The organism is Apilactobacillus sp. EABW-1NA, from assembly GCF_030398685.1.
Taxonomy (GTDB): domain Bacteria; phylum Bacillota; class Bacilli; order Lactobacillales; family Lactobacillaceae; genus Apilactobacillus; species Apilactobacillus waqarii.
This window is the reverse complement of sequence record NZ_JAPDKO010000023.1, coordinates 1-22,632: the sequence shown is the minus strand read 5'-3', so window position 1 is coordinate 22,632 and position 22,632 is coordinate 1. Positions and strand designations below refer to the sequence as shown.

At 36.6% G+C, this 22,632-nt stretch carries 23 protein-coding genes and 2 other annotated features; of the genes, 4 read left to right on the top strand and 19 right to left on the bottom strand.

The window, feature by feature from the left end; all coding sequences use genetic code 11:
- Positions 1–288: 288 nt before the first annotated feature.
- The 18 genes from OEZ61_RS06530 to OEZ61_RS06445 all read right to left on the bottom strand — a co-directional run bounded on the left by OEZ61_RS06530 (position 289) and on the right by OEZ61_RS06445 (position 17,274).
- Positions 289–1,698, bottom strand: a complete 1,410-nt coding sequence (locus OEZ61_RS06530) for an oligosaccharide flippase family protein (RefSeq protein WP_140967684.1) — start codon at positions 1,696–1,698, stop codon at positions 289–291.
- 36 nt (positions 1,699–1,734) lie between these two features.
- Positions 1,735–2,952 carry an MFS transporter gene (locus OEZ61_RS06525; RefSeq protein ID WP_263505029.1) on the bottom strand — a complete coding sequence of 406 codons (1,218 nt, stop codon included), beginning with the start codon at positions 2,950–2,952 and terminating at the stop codon, positions 1,735–1,737.
- 68 nt (positions 2,953–3,020) lie between these two features.
- Positions 3,021–4,127 (bottom strand): hypothetical protein, encoded by a 1,107-nt coding sequence (locus OEZ61_RS06520; protein ID WP_290047182.1) that lies wholly within the window; start codon positions 4,125–4,127, stop codon positions 3,021–3,023.
- Positions 4,128–4,186: 59 nt separating this feature from the next.
- A complete protein-coding gene (locus OEZ61_RS06515; RefSeq protein ID WP_290047181.1) occupies positions 4,187–5,071 on the bottom strand; it encodes a beta-1,6-N-acetylglucosaminyltransferase in 885 nt (294 codons plus the stop codon).
- A 15-nt stretch (positions 5,072–5,086) separates the two neighbouring features.
- The gene (locus OEZ61_RS06510; RefSeq protein ID WP_290047180.1) at positions 5,087–5,947 is read right to left on the bottom strand and encodes a hypothetical protein; all 861 of its coding nucleotides are present in this window, start codon (positions 5,945–5,947) and stop codon (positions 5,087–5,089) included.
- 21 nt (positions 5,948–5,968) lie between these two features.
- Positions 5,969–6,736, bottom strand: coding sequence for a glycosyltransferase (locus OEZ61_RS06505; protein ID WP_290047179.1), 768 nt, complete (start codon positions 6,734–6,736; stop codon positions 5,969–5,971).
- Positions 6,737–6,752: 16 nt separating this feature from the next.
- On the bottom strand, positions 6,753–7,814 hold the full coding sequence (locus tag OEZ61_RS06500; protein ID WP_290047178.1) for a glycosyltransferase: 1,062 nt from the start codon (positions 7,812–7,814) through the stop codon (positions 6,753–6,755).
- Between the two features lie 36 nt (positions 7,815–7,850).
- On the bottom strand, positions 7,851–8,480 hold the full coding sequence (locus OEZ61_RS06495; protein WP_034532228.1) for a sugar transferase: 630 nt from the start codon (positions 8,478–8,480) through the stop codon (positions 7,851–7,853).
- A gap of 20 nt (positions 8,481–8,500) precedes the next feature.
- The gene (locus OEZ61_RS06490) at positions 8,501–9,292 is read right to left on the bottom strand and encodes a CpsB/CapC family capsule biosynthesis tyrosine phosphatase (RefSeq protein ID WP_140967690.1); all 792 of its coding nucleotides are present in this window, start codon (positions 9,290–9,292) and stop codon (positions 8,501–8,503) included.
- A gap of 10 nt (positions 9,293–9,302) precedes the next feature.
- Positions 9,303–10,022 (bottom strand): CpsD/CapB family tyrosine-protein kinase, encoded by a 720-nt coding sequence (locus OEZ61_RS06485; RefSeq protein ID WP_140967691.1) that lies wholly within the window; start codon positions 10,020–10,022, stop codon positions 9,303–9,305.
- Positions 10,023–10,034: 12 nt separating this feature from the next.
- Positions 10,035–10,745 carry a Wzz/FepE/Etk N-terminal domain-containing protein gene (locus OEZ61_RS06480; protein WP_181401439.1) on the bottom strand — a complete coding sequence of 237 codons (711 nt, stop codon included), beginning with the start codon at positions 10,743–10,745 and terminating at the stop codon, positions 10,035–10,037.
- Positions 10,746–10,968: 223 nt separating this feature from the next.
- Positions 10,969–11,937: an LCP family protein gene (locus OEZ61_RS06475; RefSeq protein WP_237756545.1), complete on the bottom strand. Its 969-nt coding sequence runs from the start codon at positions 11,935–11,937 to the stop codon at positions 10,969–10,971.
- Between the two features lie 107 nt (positions 11,938–12,044).
- Positions 12,045–13,325 (bottom strand): divalent metal cation transporter, encoded by a 1,281-nt coding sequence (locus tag OEZ61_RS06470; RefSeq protein WP_290047177.1) that lies wholly within the window; start codon positions 13,323–13,325, stop codon positions 12,045–12,047.
- A gap of 111 nt (positions 13,326–13,436) precedes the next feature.
- Complete coding sequence (locus OEZ61_RS06465) at positions 13,437–14,804, bottom strand: hypothetical protein (protein WP_034534548.1); 1,368 nt, start codon at positions 14,802–14,804, stop codon at positions 13,437–13,439.
- A gap of 76 nt (positions 14,805–14,880) precedes the next feature.
- Positions 14,881–15,240 carry a hypothetical protein gene (locus OEZ61_RS06460; RefSeq protein WP_263520936.1) on the bottom strand — a complete coding sequence of 120 codons (360 nt, stop codon included), beginning with the start codon at positions 15,238–15,240 and terminating at the stop codon, positions 14,881–14,883.
- Between the two features lie 2 nt (positions 15,241–15,242).
- Positions 15,243–15,569: a hypothetical protein gene (locus tag OEZ61_RS06455; protein ID WP_034534550.1), complete on the bottom strand. Its 327-nt coding sequence runs from the start codon at positions 15,567–15,569 to the stop codon at positions 15,243–15,245.
- Complete coding sequence (locus tag OEZ61_RS06450; protein ID WP_034532237.1) at positions 15,562–16,860, bottom strand: Y-family DNA polymerase; 1,299 nt, start codon at positions 16,858–16,860, stop codon at positions 15,562–15,564. The genes OEZ61_RS06455 and OEZ61_RS06450 overlap by 8 nt, the downstream gene beginning before the upstream one ends.
- A 99-nt stretch (positions 16,861–16,959) precedes the next feature.
- A complete protein-coding gene (locus tag OEZ61_RS06445; RefSeq protein WP_034532239.1) occupies positions 16,960–17,274 on the bottom strand; it encodes a SemiSWEET family transporter in 315 nt (104 codons plus the stop codon).
- Positions 17,275–17,453: 179 nt separating this feature from the next.
- Positions 17,454–17,680: a binding site (T-box leader), on the top strand.
- 153 nt (positions 17,681–17,833) lie between these two features.
- On the opposite strand from OEZ61_RS06445, the gene brnQ (OEZ61_RS06440) reads away from it, so the two are divergent.
- The 4 genes from brnQ (OEZ61_RS06440) (at position 17,834) to OEZ61_RS06425 (ending at position 22,493) form a co-directional block, all read left to right on the top strand.
- A complete protein-coding gene (brnQ, locus tag OEZ61_RS06440) occupies positions 17,834–19,210 on the top strand; it encodes a branched-chain amino acid transport system II carrier protein (protein WP_034534552.1) in 1,377 nt (458 codons plus the stop codon).
- A 95-nt stretch (positions 19,211–19,305) separates the two neighbouring features.
- Positions 19,306–19,959, top strand: coding sequence for a hypothetical protein (locus OEZ61_RS06435; RefSeq protein ID WP_034534554.1), 654 nt, complete (start codon positions 19,306–19,308; stop codon positions 19,957–19,959).
- A 55-nt stretch (positions 19,960–20,014) separates the two neighbouring features.
- Positions 20,015–20,250 (top strand) — a binding site (T-box leader).
- 123 nt (positions 20,251–20,373) lie between these two features.
- Positions 20,374–21,756 carry a branched-chain amino acid transport system II carrier protein gene (brnQ, locus tag OEZ61_RS06430; RefSeq protein WP_290047176.1) on the top strand — a complete coding sequence of 461 codons (1,383 nt, stop codon included), beginning with the start codon at positions 20,374–20,376 and terminating at the stop codon, positions 21,754–21,756.
- Between the two features lie 92 nt (positions 21,757–21,848).
- A complete protein-coding gene (locus OEZ61_RS06425; RefSeq protein ID WP_034532244.1) occupies positions 21,849–22,493 on the top strand; it encodes a hypothetical protein in 645 nt (214 codons plus the stop codon).
- 41 nt (positions 22,494–22,534) lie between these two features.
- Here OEZ61_RS06425 and OEZ61_RS08230 read toward each other — a convergent pair whose 3' ends face one another.
- Entirely contained in the window at positions 22,535–22,627 is a 93-nt protein-coding gene (locus OEZ61_RS08230) for an IS3 family transposase (protein WP_080719905.1), read from the bottom strand.
- Positions 22,628–22,632 lie beyond the last annotated feature (5 nt).

The following is a 22,632-nucleotide window of genomic DNA, read 5'->3' as shown; positions in this document are numbered from 1 at the left end:
GGAATAATAAACGAATACTAACAAAATTAGGCAACCAATCACCTGTAGAATACAGAAAATCAGTTGCCCAATTAAATAGTTAGAAAGCTGCTTTTATTTATTTGTTCAAAATAATAGTTGCAGTTCCCTGCGGAGGCCTCTTTTTTAATTATGGATTAATAAACGTGGGACAAAGTCCCTGGAATAAAGTAATCTATCTTCTCTTACCTATTCATAAATTAATATAACATCTGATGATTAATTCCCTAAAAAACCTCGATTATTTTAGGATTAGTTTTTAATGCTACTTTATAAATTTAAGATAATAGTTTTAAATGTTTTAAAATAAAACGCTAATGTAACAGCGACATACGTAATGACATATGCAATCAGACTGATCAAGATATTACTGATGTGGCTAATGACAATAAATGCAAATGCCATAATCATCAAGTAATAGAAGTTCTTAATGAACTTCACTCCAGATTCAGCGTTCATAAACCATTCAAGGGTTAGATACCATATCATTAACAGTGGAATTGATAATAGCGCGATTTTAAGCGTACTATGACTTAATCTAAATCCAACGTAGTAAACGGCAAAGTCAAATACTAAGTTGGTTAATGAGATATAGCAGAAGTCCTTAATTTTCTTCGCCATGATGTAGTCATTGAATATATAAGACTGCACAATACAAGTAATCCCGACTCCCGGAAAGACGACACTTAAATATTGAACAGATTCACTATAACTAGCAATAAAATTGTTAACTATCCAAGCGATTGGATAGTACGAAGCAATGACGAAAAAGACAATTGCGTTCATGACTGACATGTTTGAATCATGATTAGATACAACCGCTGATTTTCCCACCTTTTTCATGTACGGTAACATTACCGAAGAAACGGCGTTAAACACAGTTAATAGCAAGGCCGCTAGTGAGTAAGCAAATGCATACTTACCATATTCACTAACCTTGAAAAACATTGAGATAAATTGATTATCAGCGTTAACCATCACCATCGTAATTTGATACGAGATCATAATTGCGAAACCAACTCTGAAAAATACCCGGATATTTTTAAATTGGCTCGCCAAAGTCTTACGTTCACCTAATATAATTTTCTTATATCTGACGAAGTAGTAGCAAAGTAATATAAACACAGCGAAGTTCATGTAAAACATGTAGTAAGTGACGTTTACATTGAAAGCTGTAAATTTATATAGGTACAAAGCTAATAATAAAAAGAATAGATTGATAAATGATTGAAGTCTTGCGATAGATGCCAATTCACTAAAGCGCATAATACACTTAGAAAAGAACTGAAAGTATGTTAGTGCATTCAATAAGAATGAATATATAGAAATTGCAATAATAATTTCTCGATTAATTTGCGGGATATTAATTAAGCATGCAAAGATACTCATTACAATGCTTAAGAATAACTCGAATATTAACAAGAATAACGTATAGGTTCTAAACTTCTTAAACGAAATATCTTCTATTTTTTTACCAGCATTTCGAATTAAAATCCCATCGATAAATCCAATGTGAAGCAATGGTACATACGTCGTATATAGTGAGAATATTTTATAGTAACCATATCCATCATGACCCAAGATAACAGGCGTAATAAATGATGATAAGACACTAATCATCAGTGATATTAAGTTACTGATCATTAGATTAATTATATTTTTAACAAGTCCCTTATTCATTTACCCTTTTACACCTACATTCTCAATGAAAAATACTTATTCAGCGTTTGAATCTCTCAATTCCGGCACTTTAATCTTAACTAGGATAAATGTAACCAATACTACTAAGGCACTAACGTAGAAGACCACATTATAATCCCAGATAGATGAAATAATACTTCCCATTAATGAACCAATACAAATACCAACAGCTTGTGCACCTTGGTTTAGACTAAATGCCATCCCTGTAGATTCTGATGGTGTACCCTTTGCCAGCAATGTTTGAACAGATGGAAAAATTGCCGCATTTGAAACCCCAGTTAAGAATCTAAATACACCAAAGAATAGAACGGTTGGTGCAAAGCCTTGAGGGAAAATAAATAGAATTGCCAAGATGAACCCAAGAGTTAGGATTTTGTTGGTACCATATCTGTCCCCTAGTCTTCCGAACCAAGGAGAAACAAGTACCATCCCAATACCTGGCATAGCCGCAACAATCCCTGATACAACAGATACGTTTCCAGAGTTATTCATTAACTCTTTAACGTATAAGGTAATCAATGGATTGATTGAGTTGTTCATAATTTGAAGCGCAACTGAAATAATTAAAATCCACACAACAAAGTGTGTGTTTGGGAAACGTTTGATAATTTTAACAAACGATTCCTTCTTTTCTTTTAGCTTAGCTGGATCTGGCTTGAAGTGTTCTTCTACGAAGAAGTAAGTTAGTAAAAAGAACAAAAATAGTAGTAATCCCGTTACCATAAATGAAACACGAATACTCAATAATCGTACTAATAAACCACCAAAAATAGGTCCAACTAAAAATCCACTTGTGTATCCAGTTGATAGCCAACTTAATGCATATCCAGTCTTGTTTCTGGGTGTACTAGTTGCAACCAATGCGATTGAGTTAGGGATAACCCCGTCAAAGAATCCTTGTAGACACTTTAGGATTAGAAGTTCCCAGACATTGGTACAAAAAGCCATTAAGAATAGCGTAACAGCTGAACCGAATGATGTTTGTAACACCATTCTCTTTCGTCCATGACGATCCGCAAATCTTCCCCACATGGCCGATGTAAAAATTACGACAATAAAAGAAGAAGCATATACAATTCCACTAAGTAGTGAGAGTTGGCTCTTACTAAAATCGCCTAATTCAGAAATATATAGCGGTTGAAACGGAATAACTTCACTAAAGGCAATACCTGTTAGAAAAGTACCAAATAGCAATATCCAAAGATTCTTACGCCAATGTTTATTATCGTCCAAAATTATTCCTCCTCTGTTTAAAGCAATTGTCTATAATAACATATACCCAGAGAAAAAATAATACCCGATTATTGTTTCATGCTAATTTTATTTACCATGAAGAATGAACATATAATTGGTAGCAGTGCATAGTAGTCAATTAATGTTGATTCAAAGCTACCCTTGAAGATTAGCGCAATTAAAACAATATACAAAATATAGCAATCAGCCTTATGTGCGTTAACAAATGATTTTGCGTATATATATGTATAAATTAAAGAACCGATAACACCAGTCGAGATCAAGTTGTAAACGTATTGGTTGTCTACCCAAATTGGATTACCCTGTGCGAAATCACTAACGTTGAATAGATTAAAACCAAATAACTTAAAAGCCTCATTTTGTAAAAATAAACGGTTGGAGGTTAAATCATTTAACTTCACGAAAAATGTACTGAATTGATTATAGTAAAACACAACCATGACCGAGGTTAAAGTCATAATCAATAAGATGAAAATTCCTAATAATGGCTTAAATGATTTGATATTCTTGTTGAATACGAGCGGAATAATTAGTAGCACTATTAATATGAATGTCACTTGTGAACTTCTTGAATCTGCATATACGAATTCAATAAAGAATCCTGTGACAAACATAAGTAAGAACCAGAAAAAATTGCTGATTTTCTTTAAGTTTTGTAGACGTCCCGTACTATAGAAGAAAAGTAAAAATGAAATCAGAATGTATAAGCAATACCCGCCAAATGAATTAGGATGGTTAAATCCTAAAGAACTTCTGATGGTGTCCCCTCTTGGAACATATACATCGTATTGACTGGGAAAAATACCACAGAAAAACATCATTAAAACCAAAGCAATACAAACAAGTCTGGTGACAAAATCGACCTTAATAAATTTCTTAAAGCTAACCGATTCGCTATTCATGATTAAAAATGACAAGCAAATAATCTGAAGATTAATTGATTTAAAACCAATAACATCTAAAGCAAACAAGCCAACTAATATGATTAAGCAACTCATTTTGATTCGATCATTTATGTTTAACAATAAAAGAGTGGCTTGAAGAACAAGAAAGACGGAAATTCCAGCCCACCAAATCATTTTTACATATCCAGGTTCTGGAAGTTGATCAACACTATTAAATTCACTATACATATATAGCATTGATGCAGCCATTAAAACTATATACGAAAAAAGATATAATCGTTGTTTTATTATGTCTATCCTATCCACGTTTATTCTCCTTTATTATCTAAGTAATCCTTAAAGGTATCTGTAATGACCGCTTCATCATCAATCTTTCTACCAAACGCATAATCGGTATTAACAACTGTCTTTAGACGATCAACGTCAGCGGTAGTGAAGACATATGGTTTACCATGACCATTAAGCCAATCGATATAACGACTTGCCATCGCACTTGATCTGGTCATTCTGTAATCATCTGAATAGTAATCATACTTTTCATTAAGACCTTTTGGTTTCAAATCACGCAAGATGGTTTGAATAAAGAATTCATCACCGGTAAATGTGTTCTTAAACATCTTGAAATCCTTGAAATCAAGCACTCTTTTGACATATTTAATGTCCATTGAGAACCAGTTACATCCCTTTTCCAATGTTTTGTGCTTCAATCTATCAACACCCAGGATTGTGTTTAGATACTCCAAGTTCTTAATAATCATGTAGAATCTAACACCGGTCTTTAGTTTCATGTATCTAATTGGGTAATAGTACTTAGCACGGTTATAAATTTGTCTATCAATGTAGTCTAGAAAGCCAATTGCATATGGTTTCTTTTCAAAGTATGACTTGAAGTAATCAGGTGTCATTAATGGCATGTCATTTGATGAAATTAAGTGGACATAATCATAACGATGAGTATTGTAGACTTCTTCTAACATCATGCGTTCAACCATGGTTTGGGTATCAGTACCCCAATAAACCTTGCGGCGATTTTTAGTGAAGTAGATTTGAGAGTGAACACTCTTAAATTCTGGAATATCAAATTTCTTATCCCAATGGATAAAAAAATCAATTTCTGGATCATCTAATACATCGATGGTATTTTGAACAATCTTTCCATCTCCGTATCCCATAATCATAACTGCGTGTTTCATAGTTTCCTCCCAATCTTAATCTTTCAATAATGACGATAAATCGTCGGCGTCGGTTACATTGTGTGCAAAGGCATAGTCTGCATTAACGATTTTACCCAATTCATCTTTATTTGAATCCGAGAATTGATATGCCTTTTCATCAAACCAATTAATCTTTTTAGTCTTTACATAGTTAGCATACCTAGCTGAATCTGAATAAGCCTTCATCAAGTTAAAACGATTTGAGTTAATTGTGTATTCAGGATTGTTAGTCTTTAGGTTCTTCAATGCAGTTTGCGCAAAGAAGTTCTTTGGATTAATGGTATGACGATAGTTATCAACCTTTTGTTCGTCTAGTTCGGTTACATATTCTCTTGGTAGTGAGAAGTAAGGACATCCCTTTACGACATCATCATTAGCAATTCTTTCAACGCCTAACAAGTGGTTTAATAACATGCATACTTTAACGAATGGAAAAGCAGTCCATACTCTTTGGTAGTTAAAGTTATTAAATGGGTAGTAGAAAGCCAATGAATGTTGATCTTGAGAATCGGAGAATTCTACAAATCCTAATTTAATCGGTTTACTTGCGAAGTAATCCTTGAAGTATTGTTTGGTCATCAATGGAAAATCATTGGATGAAATCAAATGGAAGTATTCATAATCACCCTTCAATGCTCGATTAATTAGAAGTTTTTCTTCTACTAGTTCAGCAAAAGTTTGGGCATGTACATTCTTATTGCATCCTACAAAGTTTAACTTTGAGTTCTTGGCGGTTAAACTACCGTCGTTTTTAGCGTAAATATAAAAATCGATATCTTTATCATCCAGTAGATTGATTGTTTGTTGTAATGTATCAAATCCACCATTGTTCATAACGAGAATTGCTTGTCTCATTTCTTAATCAAATCCCTCTTACTATATAAGTCTTATTAATCTCTTCAATTTAGCTGGTACCAATAACTTGGCGGCTGTTAGTACATTAATGTATTCGTAGAAAACTGGTAGGTTAAAAGCAAAAATATATTGATGCACTAATCTAATGGTATTCTTGCGATCTAAAAATTTAGTGTTAGTAAATGACTTACTATATTCCACTAACGGTCTCTTAATGTTGGCACCCTTATAACCATTCTTGTATAGACGCATCCATAGTTCGTAATCTTCCACTCTTAGGTGATTGATAGCTTCAGAATAACCACCAACAGTTTTGATTACTGATGCTCGCATCATAATGGATGGATGTACGTAGGGATTTCTCTTAATCAAGTCGAGTTCGTCTGGATGACTTGGTAAATCAGTGACTAGGCTGTGGTCATCAAATACTTCATCGGCATTTGAACCAACAAAACTATATTCCGGATTGTCTTGTAAAAACTTCAATTGAGTTTCAAATCGATCTGGCAATGAAAAATCATCATCGTCCATTCTAGCGATATAATCACCATTACATTGGCTAAGGCATCTGTTTAGGGACTTTTGTAGTCCCATGTTGTGTTCGTTTTTGATTAACTTCACACGGTTATCAGACTTAGCGATCTTTTGTAATGTGTCGTAAGTGTCATCGGTTGAACAATCATCACAAATGATAAATTCGATATCTCTGACTGTTTGTTGCAATATTGATTCAACTGATCGACTAATCTTCTTACCACGATTATAGGTGGACATAATTACTGAAATCATTTCGCTCTCCTTAAAACTATCCCTCATAAATTCTGCTGTATCCTTGCACGAATGAATCCTTTGAATATAGACATTCAACGTCTTTACGTGCCATTACACCCTTACACAAGTTTTCATCCTTTTTGATGCTTGCGTATTGTTTATCAAACTCATCAACTGTTTTAAATTTAAATCCATTAGTGTCATTAATCACTTCTGAATTACCGCTAACATCAGTGACGAAACATTTCTTTCGTAAGGCCATCGCTTCCAATAACACGATTGGAAGGCCTTCCCACTTAGATGTCAAAATAAAGTTGTCATATTCTTGAATGTTTCGCATCACTTCTTGATTGGAAAGCCATCCCGTCACCTTGATGTTTGATGCTGATAGTTCATCTCTCATTGGTCCATCACCAATCCAAATAAACTGCCATTCGGGGTGTCTTAAAGCAATTTGATTAAACAATTTTGGATTCTTTTGTTCATTAATTCTACCGACAGTGTAGAAAACATTTGTCAATGTGTTAGAATCGCTATTTACAAATGAATCAATGTAATCCAAATCAACACAATTATTTACATATTTAGAATCCTTATCAATCTTTTTGGCATACTTGTATTCTCCAATACCGCACGCAATTGTTGTAGTATTAAGTTTGCTTAGTATTGCTTCAATACCATAGTATATATTTCTTTTTACAGGCGATTCATTTCCCATCAAAAATGAGTAACCATGTGGTGTATAGAAGAATTGGGTGTTCTTCAAACTACGGGAATTAAATAGTTTGATCATTCTACCAATGGCCCCTGCTTTTGATGAATTCAAGTGCACGATATCAGGCTTGACGTCCATTATCTGTTGTTTAACTTCACAATACGCTCTGTAATCGGCGCTTGGACTAACAGTACGTTGGAAATTATTTACTTCGATTAAGTTAACTCTGTTATCAAATAGCTCTCTCAAGTTATTAGGAGTTTGTTTTCTAACCCCGTAAAGCAAGGTAATATCATTCTTTTTAGCTAGTTCATTGCATAAAAGTAGTAGGTATGAGAGCACTCCTCCTCCGAGCGACTCTACAACATACATAATTTTCATTTTTTCTTTCTCTCTTGGCATAAAATCTCCCTGTTACTAATACGCTTCATTTGGATAAATCATAATCCAAATCGTCTTAAAACAAATCTTCATGTCTAACAAAAGACTCGCATGTTCAATATAATTAATATCTAGTTCTACCATTTCGTCGAAGTCTAAGGAATTTCTTCCGCTGACTTGCCATAGACCGGTACATCCCGGTTTGACCTTTAGGCGTTCCTTATCGTGTTTACTGTATTGATTGACTTCTTCTGGCAAAGGTGGTCTGGGACCAACGACTGTCATGTTACCTAATAATACATTGATTAACTGTGGTAATTCATCGATACTATGTCGTCTAATAAAGCACCCTACCCTAGTTACTCGAGGGTCATTGCTCATCTTGAACATCGCTCCATTAACTTCATTTTTATCGGTTAATTCTTTTTTCTTAGCGTCAGCATTCTGACACATTGATCTGAATTTGTAGATTCTAAATGGTTTGCCATCCTTACCAATTCTTTCTTGGGTATAAAAAATGGGACCTCTATCATCTAAATAAATACAAAGTGATACCACCAAAGTCAGTGGCAACGTAATTAGTAACGCAAATAAACTAGCAGCAATATCAAATAATCTTTTAACAGTAAGGTAAAAATTACTATAAATATTTGAATGCTTTTCCATTTCTATTTAACCTACCTTCTCTATTTCCCCAAAAGCTTCTTAAAGAATATAGAAGCTGCGCTTTCTTTCTTAACTCTATCTATATTTCCAATTTCCATTATTTCGCCGTTCCATACCTTTTCGGCGTTTTGTTCATATTGCAAGGCAACGTCTTTGCCCTTCTTTTCTGCCAAGCGGTCAAAGGCTTCCTTCATTCTAAAGCGACGACCCTCCATGTTATGGGCATCGGATGAAAACATGAAACCAAGACCTGCATCAACAATTTTGTCTGTAAAACGTTGAATGGTTGAACCAAAACCACCGACATAACTGGTAGCGGTGATTTGGGTTAAACATCCCTGACTGACTAAATCAAATAGGATGTCTGGATCTTGTTGAATGCCGTGATTACGTTCTGGATGAACGATGATTGGTACAATTCCCTTTACCTTCAATTCAAAAATCATGTTTTCTGAATATTCGGGCACCCCACTGTGTGGAAATTCAAGCATCATATACTTCTTGTTAGCGCCGTCAGCATACAACACATCATCTTCATCAATATCTTTTAAAAGATTCCCGTTAATGTGAACTTCTTGTCCCGGGCGTAACTCAATACCGATATTATTATCGTTAAAGGTCCTTTGTAAGTTTTCAACCGCGATTTCGATGTCTTTTCTGTGATTTATATATTCGCCATCCATGTGATGGGGAGTTAGTAGAATTTTATTGATTCCCTCCGCCTCGGCTTCTCGTGCCATATCCAGAGCCATACTAATAGTCTTTGCCCCATCATCTACAGATGGCAACATGTGACAATGTAAATCAATCATTTAATAACTCCTACTTTGAATAATAGTAATAGTAATCGTTGGTCATGTTGTCCTTAGACATGTTCATCACAGCACCTAGGATGTTGGCGTTAACCTTCTTTAATTGTTCTACGGCCATCTTGGCACGCTTCTTTTCTGCCACGTCTTGTGGCAATACGAAAATGGTACCGTCAACTGTTGTAGATACTATTGATGCATCAGTCATTGTGTTAACTGGTGGGACATCAACAATTACTAAGTCGTTTGGCTTGTTGAATTTATTGATAATATCAACAATCTTGCGGTTTCCTAGTAAAGCGGATGCATTTGGTGGAATTGGACCACTGGTAATTACGTTTAGGTTATCGATTGAAGTGTATTTGATAGTGTCTTCAATTGTTGAGTTACCAGATAAGATGGTTGATAACCCCTTTTGATTGCTGATGTTAAAGCTCTTGTGAACGGTAGGTCTTCTCATATCAGCATCCACTAAAACAACGTTTCTACCTTGCTTAGCATAAGTAACAGCTAAATTGGCACTGAATGTTGACTTACCTTCTGAAGGATCACTTGATGTCACCATAATGCTCTTTAAATCACCATTGATGTTGGCGAATGAAATATTAGTCATTACGGTTCTGAATTGTTCAGATACTGATGATGTTGGGTACAATTCAGCTACCAAATTAACCCCAAATTTGGAACTGTCATCATTTAATTTTTTCTTTGGACTCTTATTAAATAATCCCATTACACTCTTCCTTTATTTCTTAATTTTTTTACTGATGGTTTGCATATCAATATCACTGATTGTTCCTAGGTTAATTAGGCCTAAGTCCTTTTCGATAAAGTCAGTAGTAGATATTGTCTTATCGTTGAATTCACCTACTAGTGCTAAGAACATTCCTAAGATAATACCAACCAGTGCACCGGCTAGTAGGCTAATCCCCTTCTTAGGGAAGATTGGCTTCTTGATTTCTCTAGCCTTTGAAATAATTGAAACGTTATTTACGTTCATAATGTTCTTGATTTTGGATTTAAAGGTAGAAGCAGTAATGTTAGCGATTCTAGCCGCTTGCTTTGCATCGTGAGAAGTAACATTGATGTTAATAACTTGTGAATTTGTGTCAGTTGAAACATTTAATTCACTGTCCTTATAAATCTTGTTACCAACCTTATGCTTCACTGAATTACCAACTGTTTGACTGCTTAAAATACTTTTATATGTATTAACTAGTTGCAAGTCGGTAGATTGAATTTGTTGTTGTTCTGCTGCTTGAGTATCACGGTCCAATCTTTGACTAACGATAATTTCTGATGTCGCTTGGTATTTTGGTTTTACGACAAAGAATACTCCGATTGCAAAAACCAATACTGTAACTACAACCGTAGAAATTATCAATTTGATATGTTTAGACAAAATACGAAAGATTTTGTTTAATTCTTCTAAAGAATTAGTTTCTTGTTTCTCCACTGTAAAGCACCCTTCTATTAGTTATTTTAAATAGCTGCATTAATTAAACTATAAACAATTGTTCATTATATCATCTTAAAAACGCTAAAAAAGGGAACTAGACAAATATAACTGTAGTCTAATTAAGATTTAAACGTTTTATAACTCAATTTAAATTTTCCTTTTTTTGAACAGATGTATAAAAAAGATACGACAAAAATGTCGTATCTTTTTTATTTTTTATTTAATCTTTCAAGCTTTCGTTGATTAGGCTAGAAATTCGGTTTTGTTCGGTACCGGAAACATCTTGGAATGATACACCGTCCAGCATTTCACCGGTTCCATGTGCGTAATCACTCTTAATGTTTTTATTAGTGCCCCTGTAATGCAATGCTAATTGAAGCATGTCGCTCATGGTCAAATTAGTTTTCAAGTTATGAGAAATTGAGTTTAAAAAGTCGGAATTAATCACAGTTTTGTATGAGATGGCCTTCTTCATTAAGGCTTCTAATACTAATCTTTGTCTGTATTGACGACCGTAATCACCTTGTGGATCTTGGTATCTCATGTTGGAGAACCACATTGCTTTGTTTCCATCCATGTGTTCTAGCTTACCCTTAGTATAGTGTTGGCCTTCATAACTAAATGTTAATGGAGAAACAACATCGACTCCGCCCACTTGATCGATAGCCTTCTTAAGTCCACCTAGACTCAAAGTAACGTAGTAGTCGACTGGAATACTGAAGTGACTTTCGATGGCATTAATTGCTTCTTTGGAACCACCGTAAGTGTATGCAGCATTGATCTTTGATGGTGAGTATTGTGGGAAATCAGGTAAATTAACCTTCATATCACGTGGGATACTTACCATTGTAGTTGTATTGGTCTTTGGATTTAAGGTCACAATCATCATACTATCTGTACGACCCTTGTCACTTCTACCATCGAAATCGGTATCGGTACCCATAAATAGTAATGATACTGGTTTTTCAGACTTCAAAAGTGAATCGGCATCCCTAACCGTTTTCGCTCCAGAGGGTTGATATACTGCATCAGCGGTCTTTTTCACGTTATGGTAAGCAGCAAATGCACCTACTCCCAATAACACAATCAATAACGCAATAATCCATAAAACAACTTTTTTCCAAGTCTTCATGTGTTTCTTGGATGTGCTTTTGTTGTTTCTTCGACTCATGTTTTCGTCGTTATTCAAAACACTCACTCTTTTCTTTCATAATTAATATTCATAATTTCCGTGAACAATTATACATCAATAATTTTTGCATAATCCACTTAACTCCTAATTCTATATGCCTATAATTACAAATTCAAGACTGGAAAAATCATGTAGATACCAAAAGCCATGACAATTAATGAAAGAATAATTACGATTTTTTTGTAAATTCCCTTCATTTTGTATCGATCTGGCAACGCTTTGGTCTCAAGAATTAATAGAAATCCTAGTACAATTGGTACCATTAAGGCGTTAATTACTTCGACGGTAATTGCGATTGAAACTAAGTCCTCATTGAACAATACCAACAAGGCGCTGACAATTAATACCAATGAATACATTGAATAAAAGCCCAGATTGGAACGATTAATGCGTTCGTTTAAACTGTGTTTCCAATCCAATACTTCAGTCATGCCCCATGTTCCGGCTAGAACAACCACAATGGCAGCAACCAATGCCCCACCTAGGATACTTGATCCCATAATTGCTTTAGCGGGTGCCATCCCGATATATCTACCGATTGAGGTTACCAAGTCACCAACGGTTTCTTCGGTGGCATGAAGTTGACTATGAAACACGGTCGCAGCAAATAATACGATGAAACCAATCATAATTCCTTGAGTAATAAAGGTTCCCACCATTGTATCTGTCTGTTCCTTTTTAATCATGTGACGCTTTAGCCCCTTATCAACTACTGCACTTTGTTGGTAAAAAATCATCCATGGCATAATTACTGCACCAACGTTTGCGGCTACCAGATATACATAGCCATCGTCGTGGATTGGAATCGATTGAATTCCGTTCATGATTGAATCCATGTTTGGATGCACCATGAAAATCCCGATGACAAATGTTAATTCAAACAAACCAAAGATAATCCCAATCTTTTCAACTCGACGGTAACTACCTAAGAAGGCAATTAGGATTAGGACAAAAGCACTTAGAGGGACTGTAATCCATTTGGAAATTCCAAACAATTCACCGACTCCGGCAATTCCGATAAACTCGGTCAAAAGTGCTCCAATCGTTGAAATCATTAAGGTAATTGCTGAGACATATGCCCAAAATTTACCAAAGTATTCGCGGATTAATTCACCGTGACCCTTCTTTGTGACGATTCCTAATCGAACCGTCATTTCTTGTACCATAAATAGAATTGGAATTAACAACAACTGAGGTAAAATCATGGAATAACCATAACTAGCTCCGGACTGTGCCGCCGTAATTAAGCACCCTGCATCGGTATCGGCAAGCATAACAATCAACCCCGGGCCAATCACAATTAACCACTTTTTCAACTCCAACCAGAACCGTTTCAAACGGTTGCTCGAAGTGTCGTTAATTTCTGAATCTATTCTTTCTTTCATCAATAAGTATCCTTTCAATTTATTTATCTCTCTCAACAGTCAGGGTATTCAATTGTACAAAAAAATTTTCCAATAAAAAAGGGTTGTTATTTTTCATAACAACCCCTTTATCTATTTACTTGAACTTTGATCAACGTTATCAAACAACCCATAGAATAGCTTTTGATTATCTTTTCCAAGGATTCTAGCAACATTGAAATTTTTTATATAAACCCGTTTATTAATGGATTTAATGTAGACCGTTTTTTCAACAATTGAATTTGGACTTTGGTTTGGATTTAGGTGAATCACATTATTTGGATTTTCCTTATATTGTTCAACTGAATCCGCTAAATTATAGCTTGGCATGATGTAATTATTGAACTGATTACTGCCTAGGAACCCAACATTCATTCCAATAATGATGGTTAGTCCCACCGCCAATATTGATGTCATAAAGTAATTGGACAAACGACTCAGTGGTTTTTTCATCATTTGAGAAACAATCGTCATCATGAAGAAGATGACCACTGCGTACGCTGGATAAGCATATCTAGCAATGTAAATTGGTCTTACCGCTACAGAAATTGCAATCCCAGTCAAAGTGGTTAATACGAAGACCAGCAGTACAATCGTTAGCGTAGATTTGAACTTCTTGGACATGTTTAAATATGCCCAAATCGTTGGATAAATCAGTAATACCATAAAGGCAATCGCATAGTATTGACCACCGTTGTCGGTAAAGACATCCGCAAATAAGTTTACAAAATTATTGATAATGTTGTCGACGTTGACCGGAGGAATCCAATAGGAAGATGACACCTTTTGAGCTTGTGCAAAGGCGACAACTCCCCACGGAACAAACATCACTAAAAATACGACAATTCCTCGTAAGATGGCGTTTCCGTCGTATCTATTAAATTGGAATTTAACGAAGTATAAGAACAGCATCCATCCCGCTGCAACGGCCGCAAAGTAATGGGTATACGATGCAAACGAGGCAAAGATGACCGCTAGGAAAATGTGGCCAATCTTCTGCGAATTATCGTAGTGCTGCAATTGGTTCAATACCAACGCTAAAAACAGTGCAGCTAATGCGTACATTCTAATCTGGGTAGAATATCTCATAATACTTGGCGCTAAAAAGAAGCCCGCCCATTGGATGGCGTTAGCCCCTGGTACGCCCAAGTTCTTCACCGTCTTGGACAGTGTTAAAAACGTTAAGATAGCTAATATGTATGAAAATAATCGCGCAATAATGACCTTAGTGAATAACGAATTCGTCCAAAAAGCGGTGATACTCAAGAAGAATCTTAATGCTATATAGTAAAACGGTGGATGCACATCCATCGAATCAAGTCTGATTATATCCCCGTAGTTATGTCCTACCAATGCCATCGTGAAACTTTCGTCACGCCAAATTGTTGGGTGCATGAAAAATAACATATAAGCAATTGATATTAAAAATAGACCCAATGTAAGTTTGGCCTTCTTATTCATCAGACGATCACACCTCTTTATTTATTACTACTAATTATATCAGAGCTTAGAAGGTGTGTCTTTTTTTGCTACAGAATTATTGCACAATCAAAATCTGTTGAATGGATAATACCATTTCGTCATCTTCGGTCATAATCGTGACCTGGTTGGGCTGCAAGTTCATTACAATCCCATTTATTACGCTCTTATTTCCATCATCATTAACATAGGTAACCTCAGTTTTGGCGTGGCTTTCACCCTTGTGTTCTAGTTCCTCGTGAACACTTTGAAAATCCATATACATAAAGCTATCATCGAAGGCTTCCTTGTGCTCTTTTCTAAGGGCACTAACGTGATCCGAAAGCATGAATCCCTGCCACTTTAGCATCCCTCTGTCGTGATAGTAATAGTCAAAGAAGTTTTGAACTGTCTTGTCGTCAATGTGGTGATTTAACAACTTTATCCAACCTTTCTTTTGGGACGTTGAATGTAGGAATTACGGCTGTCCCATTTAATACCTTCAAATCCAGCGAAAACAATGGTTAACTTTAGGTCTTTTTCGATTAAGTTTAAGATTTCTTCCAAGTCAGCAATCCATGTACTCCCCACGTGATGAAGTGGCGTTACTCGAGTGATGTGACCTGGTTTGTATCTAATCATGTAGAAATTAAATTGATGGTCGTAGTGATCAAAAACGACCTTAATTCTGTATTGAACGTTATATTCACGCTTAAATAATGGTTTTGCTCTATCTAGTATTAAATTTGCTGTTTGTTGATTAGTCATATGCATTTCCTCCATTGTGACCACCTACTAATCCGGAACGTTTTAACATTGTACCACCTTTTTCCAGACTGTGACCTTTGAAGATAGCCGTGGCGCCAAACTTGTCCCTGATTTCATCTGCTACTTTATCGACTTTTGATTTTTTGATTTGCACTTCTGGGTCGGCAAAAATGTCTAATTGTTGCGCATTACTGCTGCTTAATCTGGTGTATGAAATCCCGACATTTCTGATTCTTTCACCATGCCAATACTTATGGAATAAATCCATGACTGCTCCAACCAATTCACGGTTGTCAGAGGTCGTGGTGATTTTTTGTTCGTGTGAAATACTGGTCCGATTGCTTCCTTCACTTTCCGCGTATGAAAAGCCAAGGTAAAGATGAACACAGCTAGTTTGTTTCTTTCTGTGACGCAAACGAGATGCCACCTGTTCGGCGATTTCAGTAATAACGACTTCTAGTTCGTGTTGGTCCTTGTAGTCCCTTGGTAGCACCTGCGAATTTGATAGTCCCTTATCCTTAATTGGCACCTTTTGATCTAATTGAGCACGGTCAATTCCCCATGCAATCGCAAACAATTGGTATCCCATCACACCTAAGTGTGCCTTTAATTGATATGGGTCGGTTCTCGCCAATTCACCTAAGTTATGAATACCTAGTTTGGCTAGGTTTTCAGCGGTATGCTTACCGATACTCCAAATCTTATCGATGGGTTCAATTGGCCAAACATTATTGGTAAAAGTGTCATAGCTTAATTGGCCGACCAGGTCCTTATTGTGTTTAGCGAACAAATCCAACGCTAGCTTAGCCTGCACCGGATTGTCACCAATTCCCACAGTCGTATATAGACCAAGGCGTTGTCTAACCGTCTTTTGGATTTTTCTGGCGACCTGTGCGGGACTATCCCCGAACAATTGCCATGTGTGGGTCAAATCCAGGATGGTCTCGTCGATTGAGTAAGGAAAACAGTGTTCCTCATCTGCGAACTCATGAAAAATTTTATTGATTGCTAAATTCTTTTGAATGTACAAATTCATCCTTGGAGGAACCACAATTAATGAATCATCCCAGGGCAAATCACGTTTCCTAGTCACGTTCGTAATGTGGAATCGTTTCTTAGCTGTCGGAGACGATGCTAAGATTAATCCACCGTTTGTATTGTCTTGATCAGACATCACTACGAGGCTAGCAGTTAGTGGGTTCAAACCTAGTTGAACGCACTCAACACTGGCATAAAACGACTTATTATCAATGACCATAAAGACCCCTTTGGGTTCATTCGAATAATCCATTTTTGGTTCCTCCTTTCAGTAAAATATATTATACGAACAAACGTTCTTTTTTGCAAACAAAAAAACAGACCGCTTTTCGATCTGTTGTCATAAGCCTTTTTAATGAATAAACACCGTAACAAGTGTTATTAAACCAAAAATAACTCCCGGAACATTTGAAATAATTAAAGGCCAATCTTTGTAGGTCTTAAACCAACCATATAGTGTCCACAAGGTAGCGTTAACAGTGGCAACAAATGGTTGAATTGGGCTAACTGGGTTACCAGAAAAGTTTTGCATAATTTCTGGAATGTAAGCAATGTACATTAGTGATGAAGTAAAGATAGCCACTTTACTCATAATTTTTAGATTACGAATTCGTTTGTCAGAAACTTCTCTTCGTTGATTCTTTGGAACATAATTATCAATCTTCATTGTATATATCTCCTCTATGCATACTGAAAAATTGACAGCTATTATTTGGTTTATAGTATATTAATATTATATCACTGTCGTTTCAAGAGGTTTATTAAGAAAAGTATAAAATTGGTTAAACTTCTTTACCAATTTAATTTGACTTTTTTCTAATCCAGTTTTAATATAATGACAAATAAACGATTGCGATGAGAAAGTTGAGTAATAACTGCCATCAACCAAAGCGAGCTTCGTCTGGTGAAAGGAAGCATTGATCAGGTTACGAAAATCCCTTTCGAGCGATGTACTGAACAAAAGTAAAGTGCATGGGGAGCGCCCCTTACAGCGTCAGCGTATGTTAGTACGTCAAGGTAGCTTTTTTAAGCTACGAATGTAAGGTGGTACCGTGTCGAATGACGCCCTTAGTCTAATTGTAAAGTTAGATTAAGGGCGTTTTTTTGTGCCCCGCAATCGGTTAATCAATACATAAAAAAAGGAGATGATGGCATGGATAGTCCGATTGATATTTTACACATTGCGATTCAATTCAAACACATACAATTTTTAAAGGAGATTTATTATGGAAGACTTAAACAAAAAGCCATTATCAGTAAAACAATATTTAGTCGTCAGCTCACTGTTATTCGCACTATTCTTTGGTGCTGGTAACTTAATTTTCCCACTTCACTTAGGCCAACTAGCGGGTGCTCATTGGTTCACTGCCATGCTTGGTTTCTTGTGCACAGGAGTGGTATTACCATTACTATCAGTGCTAGCCATCAGTGTGACTCGTTCAAAGGGTGTCTATGACATCGGAACTCCACTGGGATCAACATTCGCACTAGCATTCATGGTATTAATCCACGCCACCATCGGACCACTCTTTGGTACTCCTCGTACCGCTACCGTTCCTTTTGCAGTCGGCGTTCAACCATTACTACCAAGTAACTTTATGCACTATGGTTTGCTAGTATTCTCATTTTTATTCTTCCTAGCCGCATTCCTTCTTTCATACAAGGAATCATCAATCATGGCTAGTGTTGGTAAACTATTAAACCCCATCTTTTTAGTATTACTATTCGTCGTGTTCTTCTTGGCATTCCTACACCCAATGAGTTCTGCGGGTAGCCAACCGGTCACTGACGCTTATCAAAACGGATCATTCTTCAATGGTTTCTTGGAAGGTTATAACACCATGGATGCCCTAGCCGGACTTGCCTTTGGCGTTACTGTCGTAACCGCCGTTAACCAACTTGGTAAGACTAACCCATTTAGCAACGCCAAGGTCACTGCCAAAGCCGGTTTCCTAGCCGAAGCACTGGTTGGATTAATCTACGTTGTCCTAATCTGGTTGGGTGCCACTACCCTAGGTCAATTCAAGGCATCAGCAGATGGTGGTGTCGCCTTTAACCAACTAATGACTTACTACCTAGGTGCAACCGGCCATGCCCTACTAGCGACATTACTAACCCTTACATGTCTAACTACTGCAATGGGGTTAGTTGCCGCATTCGCTCAAGATTTCCACAAACATTTCCCAAAATTAAGCTACGTTCAATGGTTAGGACTAATGTGTGTCGCATCATTTCTAACTGCTAACTTCGGACTAGATACCATCATCCAATGGTCAACTCCAATGTTAATGTTTTTATACCCATTCGCAATGGTATTGATCCTACTATCAGTATTTTCACCACTATTCAAACGTGATTCAGCCGTCTACTTCTGGGTGGTATTATTAACCACTGTACCTGCATTAATGGACATGTTAGCTTCATTCCCACCTGTCGTATCACAAAGTGCGTTCGCCAAGATGGTTGGAAACTTCCAACAAAGTTATCTACCATTGGCATCAATCGGAATGGATTGGGTTCCATTTGCGGTCGTTGGTTTACTACTTGGCCTAATGTGTCACTGGTACAAAAATAAAAAATATTTACAAACCGTTACAGACTAACGTTTAAACAAATAATCAGAGTTGAGCGAAATGTTCAACTCTTTTTTTATTGGCCAAGAGTGATAACATACTTAAGTAAGAAAGGAAGTGCTATTTTGAAAAGTAAAAAAGTAATCATTTCTGTTATATCAATTGTTGCTGTTTTAATCCTAGGAACAGTGGCGTTTGCATCAGTTAAACATAACGATCAAACCCATAAAACTGCTGAATCAAGCAGCCCAAAGGCAACAAGTTCTACTGTATCAACTAGCAGTAGTTCATCTTCTATGTCATCTAGCTCAAGCAGCAAAAAAGAAACTGCTAAGCAAAAAGAGAAACCAAAGCAATACACTATTCCAATTCCCGCTAATCCAGTCTACAAACCAATCACCCATGATTTCTATGGTAACTGGTACTATGGTAACCAAGCAAAAATTGAGGTTGGCGACTACATCTTTAGAGGTGATCATCCTACCGACCCAGTATCTGGTCCAGGTCCATTGGTAATGGAAAGATATCGTACAACTAACGCCGTGTACATCAGATCATTATACGAAATTAACACATACTGGCCTGCTACACTTAAGGTCAACGGCGACGAAAGTTACAACGTGATGGTCACAAGTAACGCCGACAAGTTCACTGATTTCAAGATTTACACATCAGTTCCTACCAAGCAACCAATTAAGGAATATGTCTTTAAACAAAGTCATCCTGAATTAGTAGACAAGAAATTCATTTCTACCGATGAATTAGATTCTCTAAAATAAAATTTGACTTTCATAAATTTTGCTGATATATTTTTTATATTCAATAAATCAGTTTAAAAAAGCGATGAAAAAGCAGAGTAACAATTCGGCTAGTTCAAGAGAGTCCCTACTTTCTGGAAACGGGATAACTACTAAATTGCGAAAGTATCTTTGGAGCTATATACCGAAATCCGTTGGAGAGTAACGTATATTGGGTACACCCATTACAGTGTTAGCGTATGTTAGTACGTGAAGAGGCTAGACTATTTGTCTAGCAATTAAAGGTGGTACCGTGCACAAAGCACCCTTGGTTCAATAGGAACTAAGGGTGCTTTTTTATTGCTTTAAAAAAAGGAGATGATGGTTATGAAAAACGTTGTGAGTAGTTAGCACAAGTAACAAATCAAAAACACAATTATTAAAGGAGCACTTATTATGCAAGACGAAATCAAAGACATTAATACACAACCATTGTCGATTAAACAATATCTAATCATCGGTTCAATGTTATTCGCACTATTCTTCGGTGCGGGTAACCTAATCTTCCCAATTCACTTGGGACAATTATCAGGTGCCAACTGGGTACCTGCCATGCTAGGTTTTCTAGCATCTGGGGTATTATTACCACTACTTTCAGTTCTATCAATCAGTATCTCTCGTGCCAAGGGAGTATACGACATCGCCAAGCCACTGGGACCAGCCTTTGCAATTATTTTCTTGGTATTAGTCCATTCAACATTGGGACCATTATTTGCCACACCTAGAACTGCCAGCGTTAACTTTACCGTTGGGATTCAACCATTCATCCCCAATCACTACATCAAACTAGCAATGTTTATCTTTACCGCACTATTCTTCATTGCTACATTCTACCTATCATATCGAACTTCCAGTATAATCGATAACCTAGGTAAGATTTTAAACCCATTATTCTTGGCACTATTATTTCTAGCATTCCTATTGGCATTCTTACATCCAATGGGTGCTGCTTCAGCACAACCAGTTACTCAAGCTTACCAACACCAATCATTCTTCAATGGTTTCTTGCAAGGTTACAACACCATGGATGCATTGGCCGGATTAGCATTTGGGGTTACCGTTGTTTCTGCTGTTAACCAACTAGGAAAGACATCCCCTAAATCAAATGCCAAGGTAACCGCCAGAGCTGGACTAATTTCAGAAGCATTAGTTGGAATCATCTACATCATCCTAATCTGGATTGGTGCTACTTCATTGAACCTATTTAAGATTAGTACCGATGATGGTGGAACTACTTTTAACCAATTCATGGGCCACTACTTGGGAATCACTGGCCACGCTTTATTAGCAACACTAATGACTCTAACCTGTGTTACCACAGCCGTAGGTTTAGTTGCTGCATTTGCTCAAGACTTCCACGAACACTTCCCTCGTTTCTCATACCATCAATGGTTAGCCTTTAACTGTTTTGTATCATTTATCATAGCAAACGAAGGACTATCACTTATCATTACTTGGTCCACTCCAGTATTGATGTTCCTATACCCATTTGCGATTGTATTGATCATCCTAGCACTATGCTCACCACTATTTAAGAAGGATAGAAACGTTTACCTATTCACCATTATCTTTACTCTAATCCCAGCATTCTTCGATATGTTGGCAGCCTTTCCACCAGTTATTTCAAACATCTCTTTCATCCGTGCTTTAATCAATGCGGAACAAAAGATTTTACCGTTTGCCTCAATTGGTATGGACTGGGTAATTCCAGCTATCGTTGGTGCCATCATCGGATTAACTATTTACAAGACTTCTAGTCATAAGGAAGCGAAAATTTAATAAAAACTTAACGGCTATCCACTGGGGGTAGCCGTTTTATTTGTGGTGAAAAGTGCTAAAATAAAGTTGTATAAATTACGTGGAGGCGCAATATGAAAAAATTATCAATTATTGGATTTGCTTTATTAGCAGTTGTAACACTTAGCGCATGTTCAAATTCCAAGACTAAGCAAAAAGCGGATCAATCAACTAAACCCACTAAGTACGTCAAACTAATAAACGAAAACAACCAAACCAAATTGGTCACTAAAAAAGGTAGCATTACTTTCTACAAGACCTACCGTGGTACTAGCTATGATAACAATGGTAAGAAACGTTTCGACATGGCTCTATACAGTTTCAAAGCCACTAACAATTCAGACAAGATGCTAACCGCTGGCCAAATCGTAAACAACACTAAACTATTAGCTTCAGCTAAGGTCGATGGTAAGGACAAGAAACTAGATCAACCACTTGCCTACTCATCTGCTTACACCAACAAAAATGCTAACGAACAAGCTAAATTGAATCGCTATGAACAAAGTTGGGAAAACGAACCAATTCGCCCACACCAAACAATCATTGTAACTAGTCCAGACGCCTTTCAATTAGTCGATAACGGTAACAACGAAGACTTATTGGTAGTTACCCAAGATAACTACACTAATAAATCCGTTATCAGTCAAAAACACAACAAACTATCACTATCACAAATTCACGCCAAGAAAGTTAATAAAGCTATCGACATCGTGAAGTAATAAAAAAACGTTTGACCTGAACCCCTAAAATTGGAGGATGGTTATGCAATTTTCTGGGAGGAATTGATTCGGTATTCAACCGGTGACATTCCTCCCAGTTTTTGTTTTATACGATAATTGTTGTAATAGGATATATATT

What these genes read in the sequence shown, in the direction of transcription:
- OEZ61_RS06530 (WP_140967684.1), bottom strand. Translation starts at nt 1,698, where the DNA reads ATGAATAAGGGACTTGTTAAAAATATAATTAATCTAATGATCAGTAAC.
- OEZ61_RS06520 (WP_290047182.1), bottom strand. Translation starts at nt 4,127, where the DNA reads ATGGCTGCATCAATGCTATATATGTATAGTGAATTTAATAGTGTTGAT.
- OEZ61_RS06515 (WP_290047181.1), bottom strand. Translation starts at nt 5,071, where the DNA reads ATGAAACACGCAGTTATGATTATGGGATACGGAGATGGAAAGATTGTT.
- OEZ61_RS06510 (WP_290047180.1), bottom strand. Translation starts at nt 5,947, where the DNA reads ATGAGACAAGCAATTCTCGTTATGAACAATGGTGGATTTGATACATTA.
- OEZ61_RS06505 (WP_290047179.1), bottom strand. Translation starts at nt 6,736, where the DNA reads ATGATTTCAGTAATTATGTCCACCTATAATCGTGGTAAGAAGATTAGT.
- OEZ61_RS06500 (WP_290047178.1), bottom strand. Translation starts at nt 7,814, where the DNA reads ATGAAAATTATGTATGTTGTAGAGTCGCTCGGAGGAGGAGTGCTCTCA.
- OEZ61_RS06495 (WP_034532228.1), bottom strand. Translation starts at nt 8,480, where the DNA reads ATGGAAAAGCATTCAAATATTTATAGTAATTTTTACCTTACTGTTAAA.
- OEZ61_RS06490 (WP_140967690.1), bottom strand. Translation starts at nt 9,292, where the DNA reads ATGATTGATTTACATTGTCACATGTTGCCATCTGTAGATGATGGGGCA.
- OEZ61_RS06485 (WP_140967691.1), bottom strand. Translation starts at nt 10,022, where the DNA reads ATGGGATTATTTAATAAGAGTCCAAAGAAAAAATTAAATGATGACAGT.
- OEZ61_RS06470 (WP_290047177.1), bottom strand. Translation starts at nt 13,325, where the DNA reads ATGAAAGAAAGAATAGATTCAGAAATTAACGACACTTCGAGCAACCGT.
- OEZ61_RS06465 (WP_034534548.1), bottom strand. Translation starts at nt 14,804, where the DNA reads ATGAATAAGAAGGCCAAACTTACATTGGGTCTATTTTTAATATCAATT.
- OEZ61_RS06455 (WP_034534550.1), bottom strand. Translation starts at nt 15,569, where the DNA reads ATGACTAATCAACAAACAGCAAATTTAATACTAGATAGAGCAAAACCA.
- OEZ61_RS06450 (WP_034532237.1), bottom strand. Translation starts at nt 16,860, where the DNA reads ATGGATTATTCGAATGAACCCAAAGGGGTCTTTATGGTCATTGATAAT.
- OEZ61_RS06445 (WP_034532239.1), bottom strand. Translation starts at nt 17,274, where the DNA reads ATGAAGATTGATAATTATGTTCCAAAGAATCAACGAAGAGAAGTTTCT.
- brnQ (WP_034534552.1), top strand. Translation starts at nt 17,834, where the DNA reads ATGGAAGACTTAAACAAAAAGCCATTATCAGTAAAACAATATTTAGTC.
- brnQ (WP_290047176.1), top strand. Translation starts at nt 20,374, where the DNA reads ATGCAAGACGAAATCAAAGACATTAATACACAACCATTGTCGATTAAA.
- OEZ61_RS06425 (WP_034532244.1), top strand. Translation starts at nt 21,849, where the DNA reads ATGAAAAAATTATCAATTATTGGATTTGCTTTATTAGCAGTTGTAACA.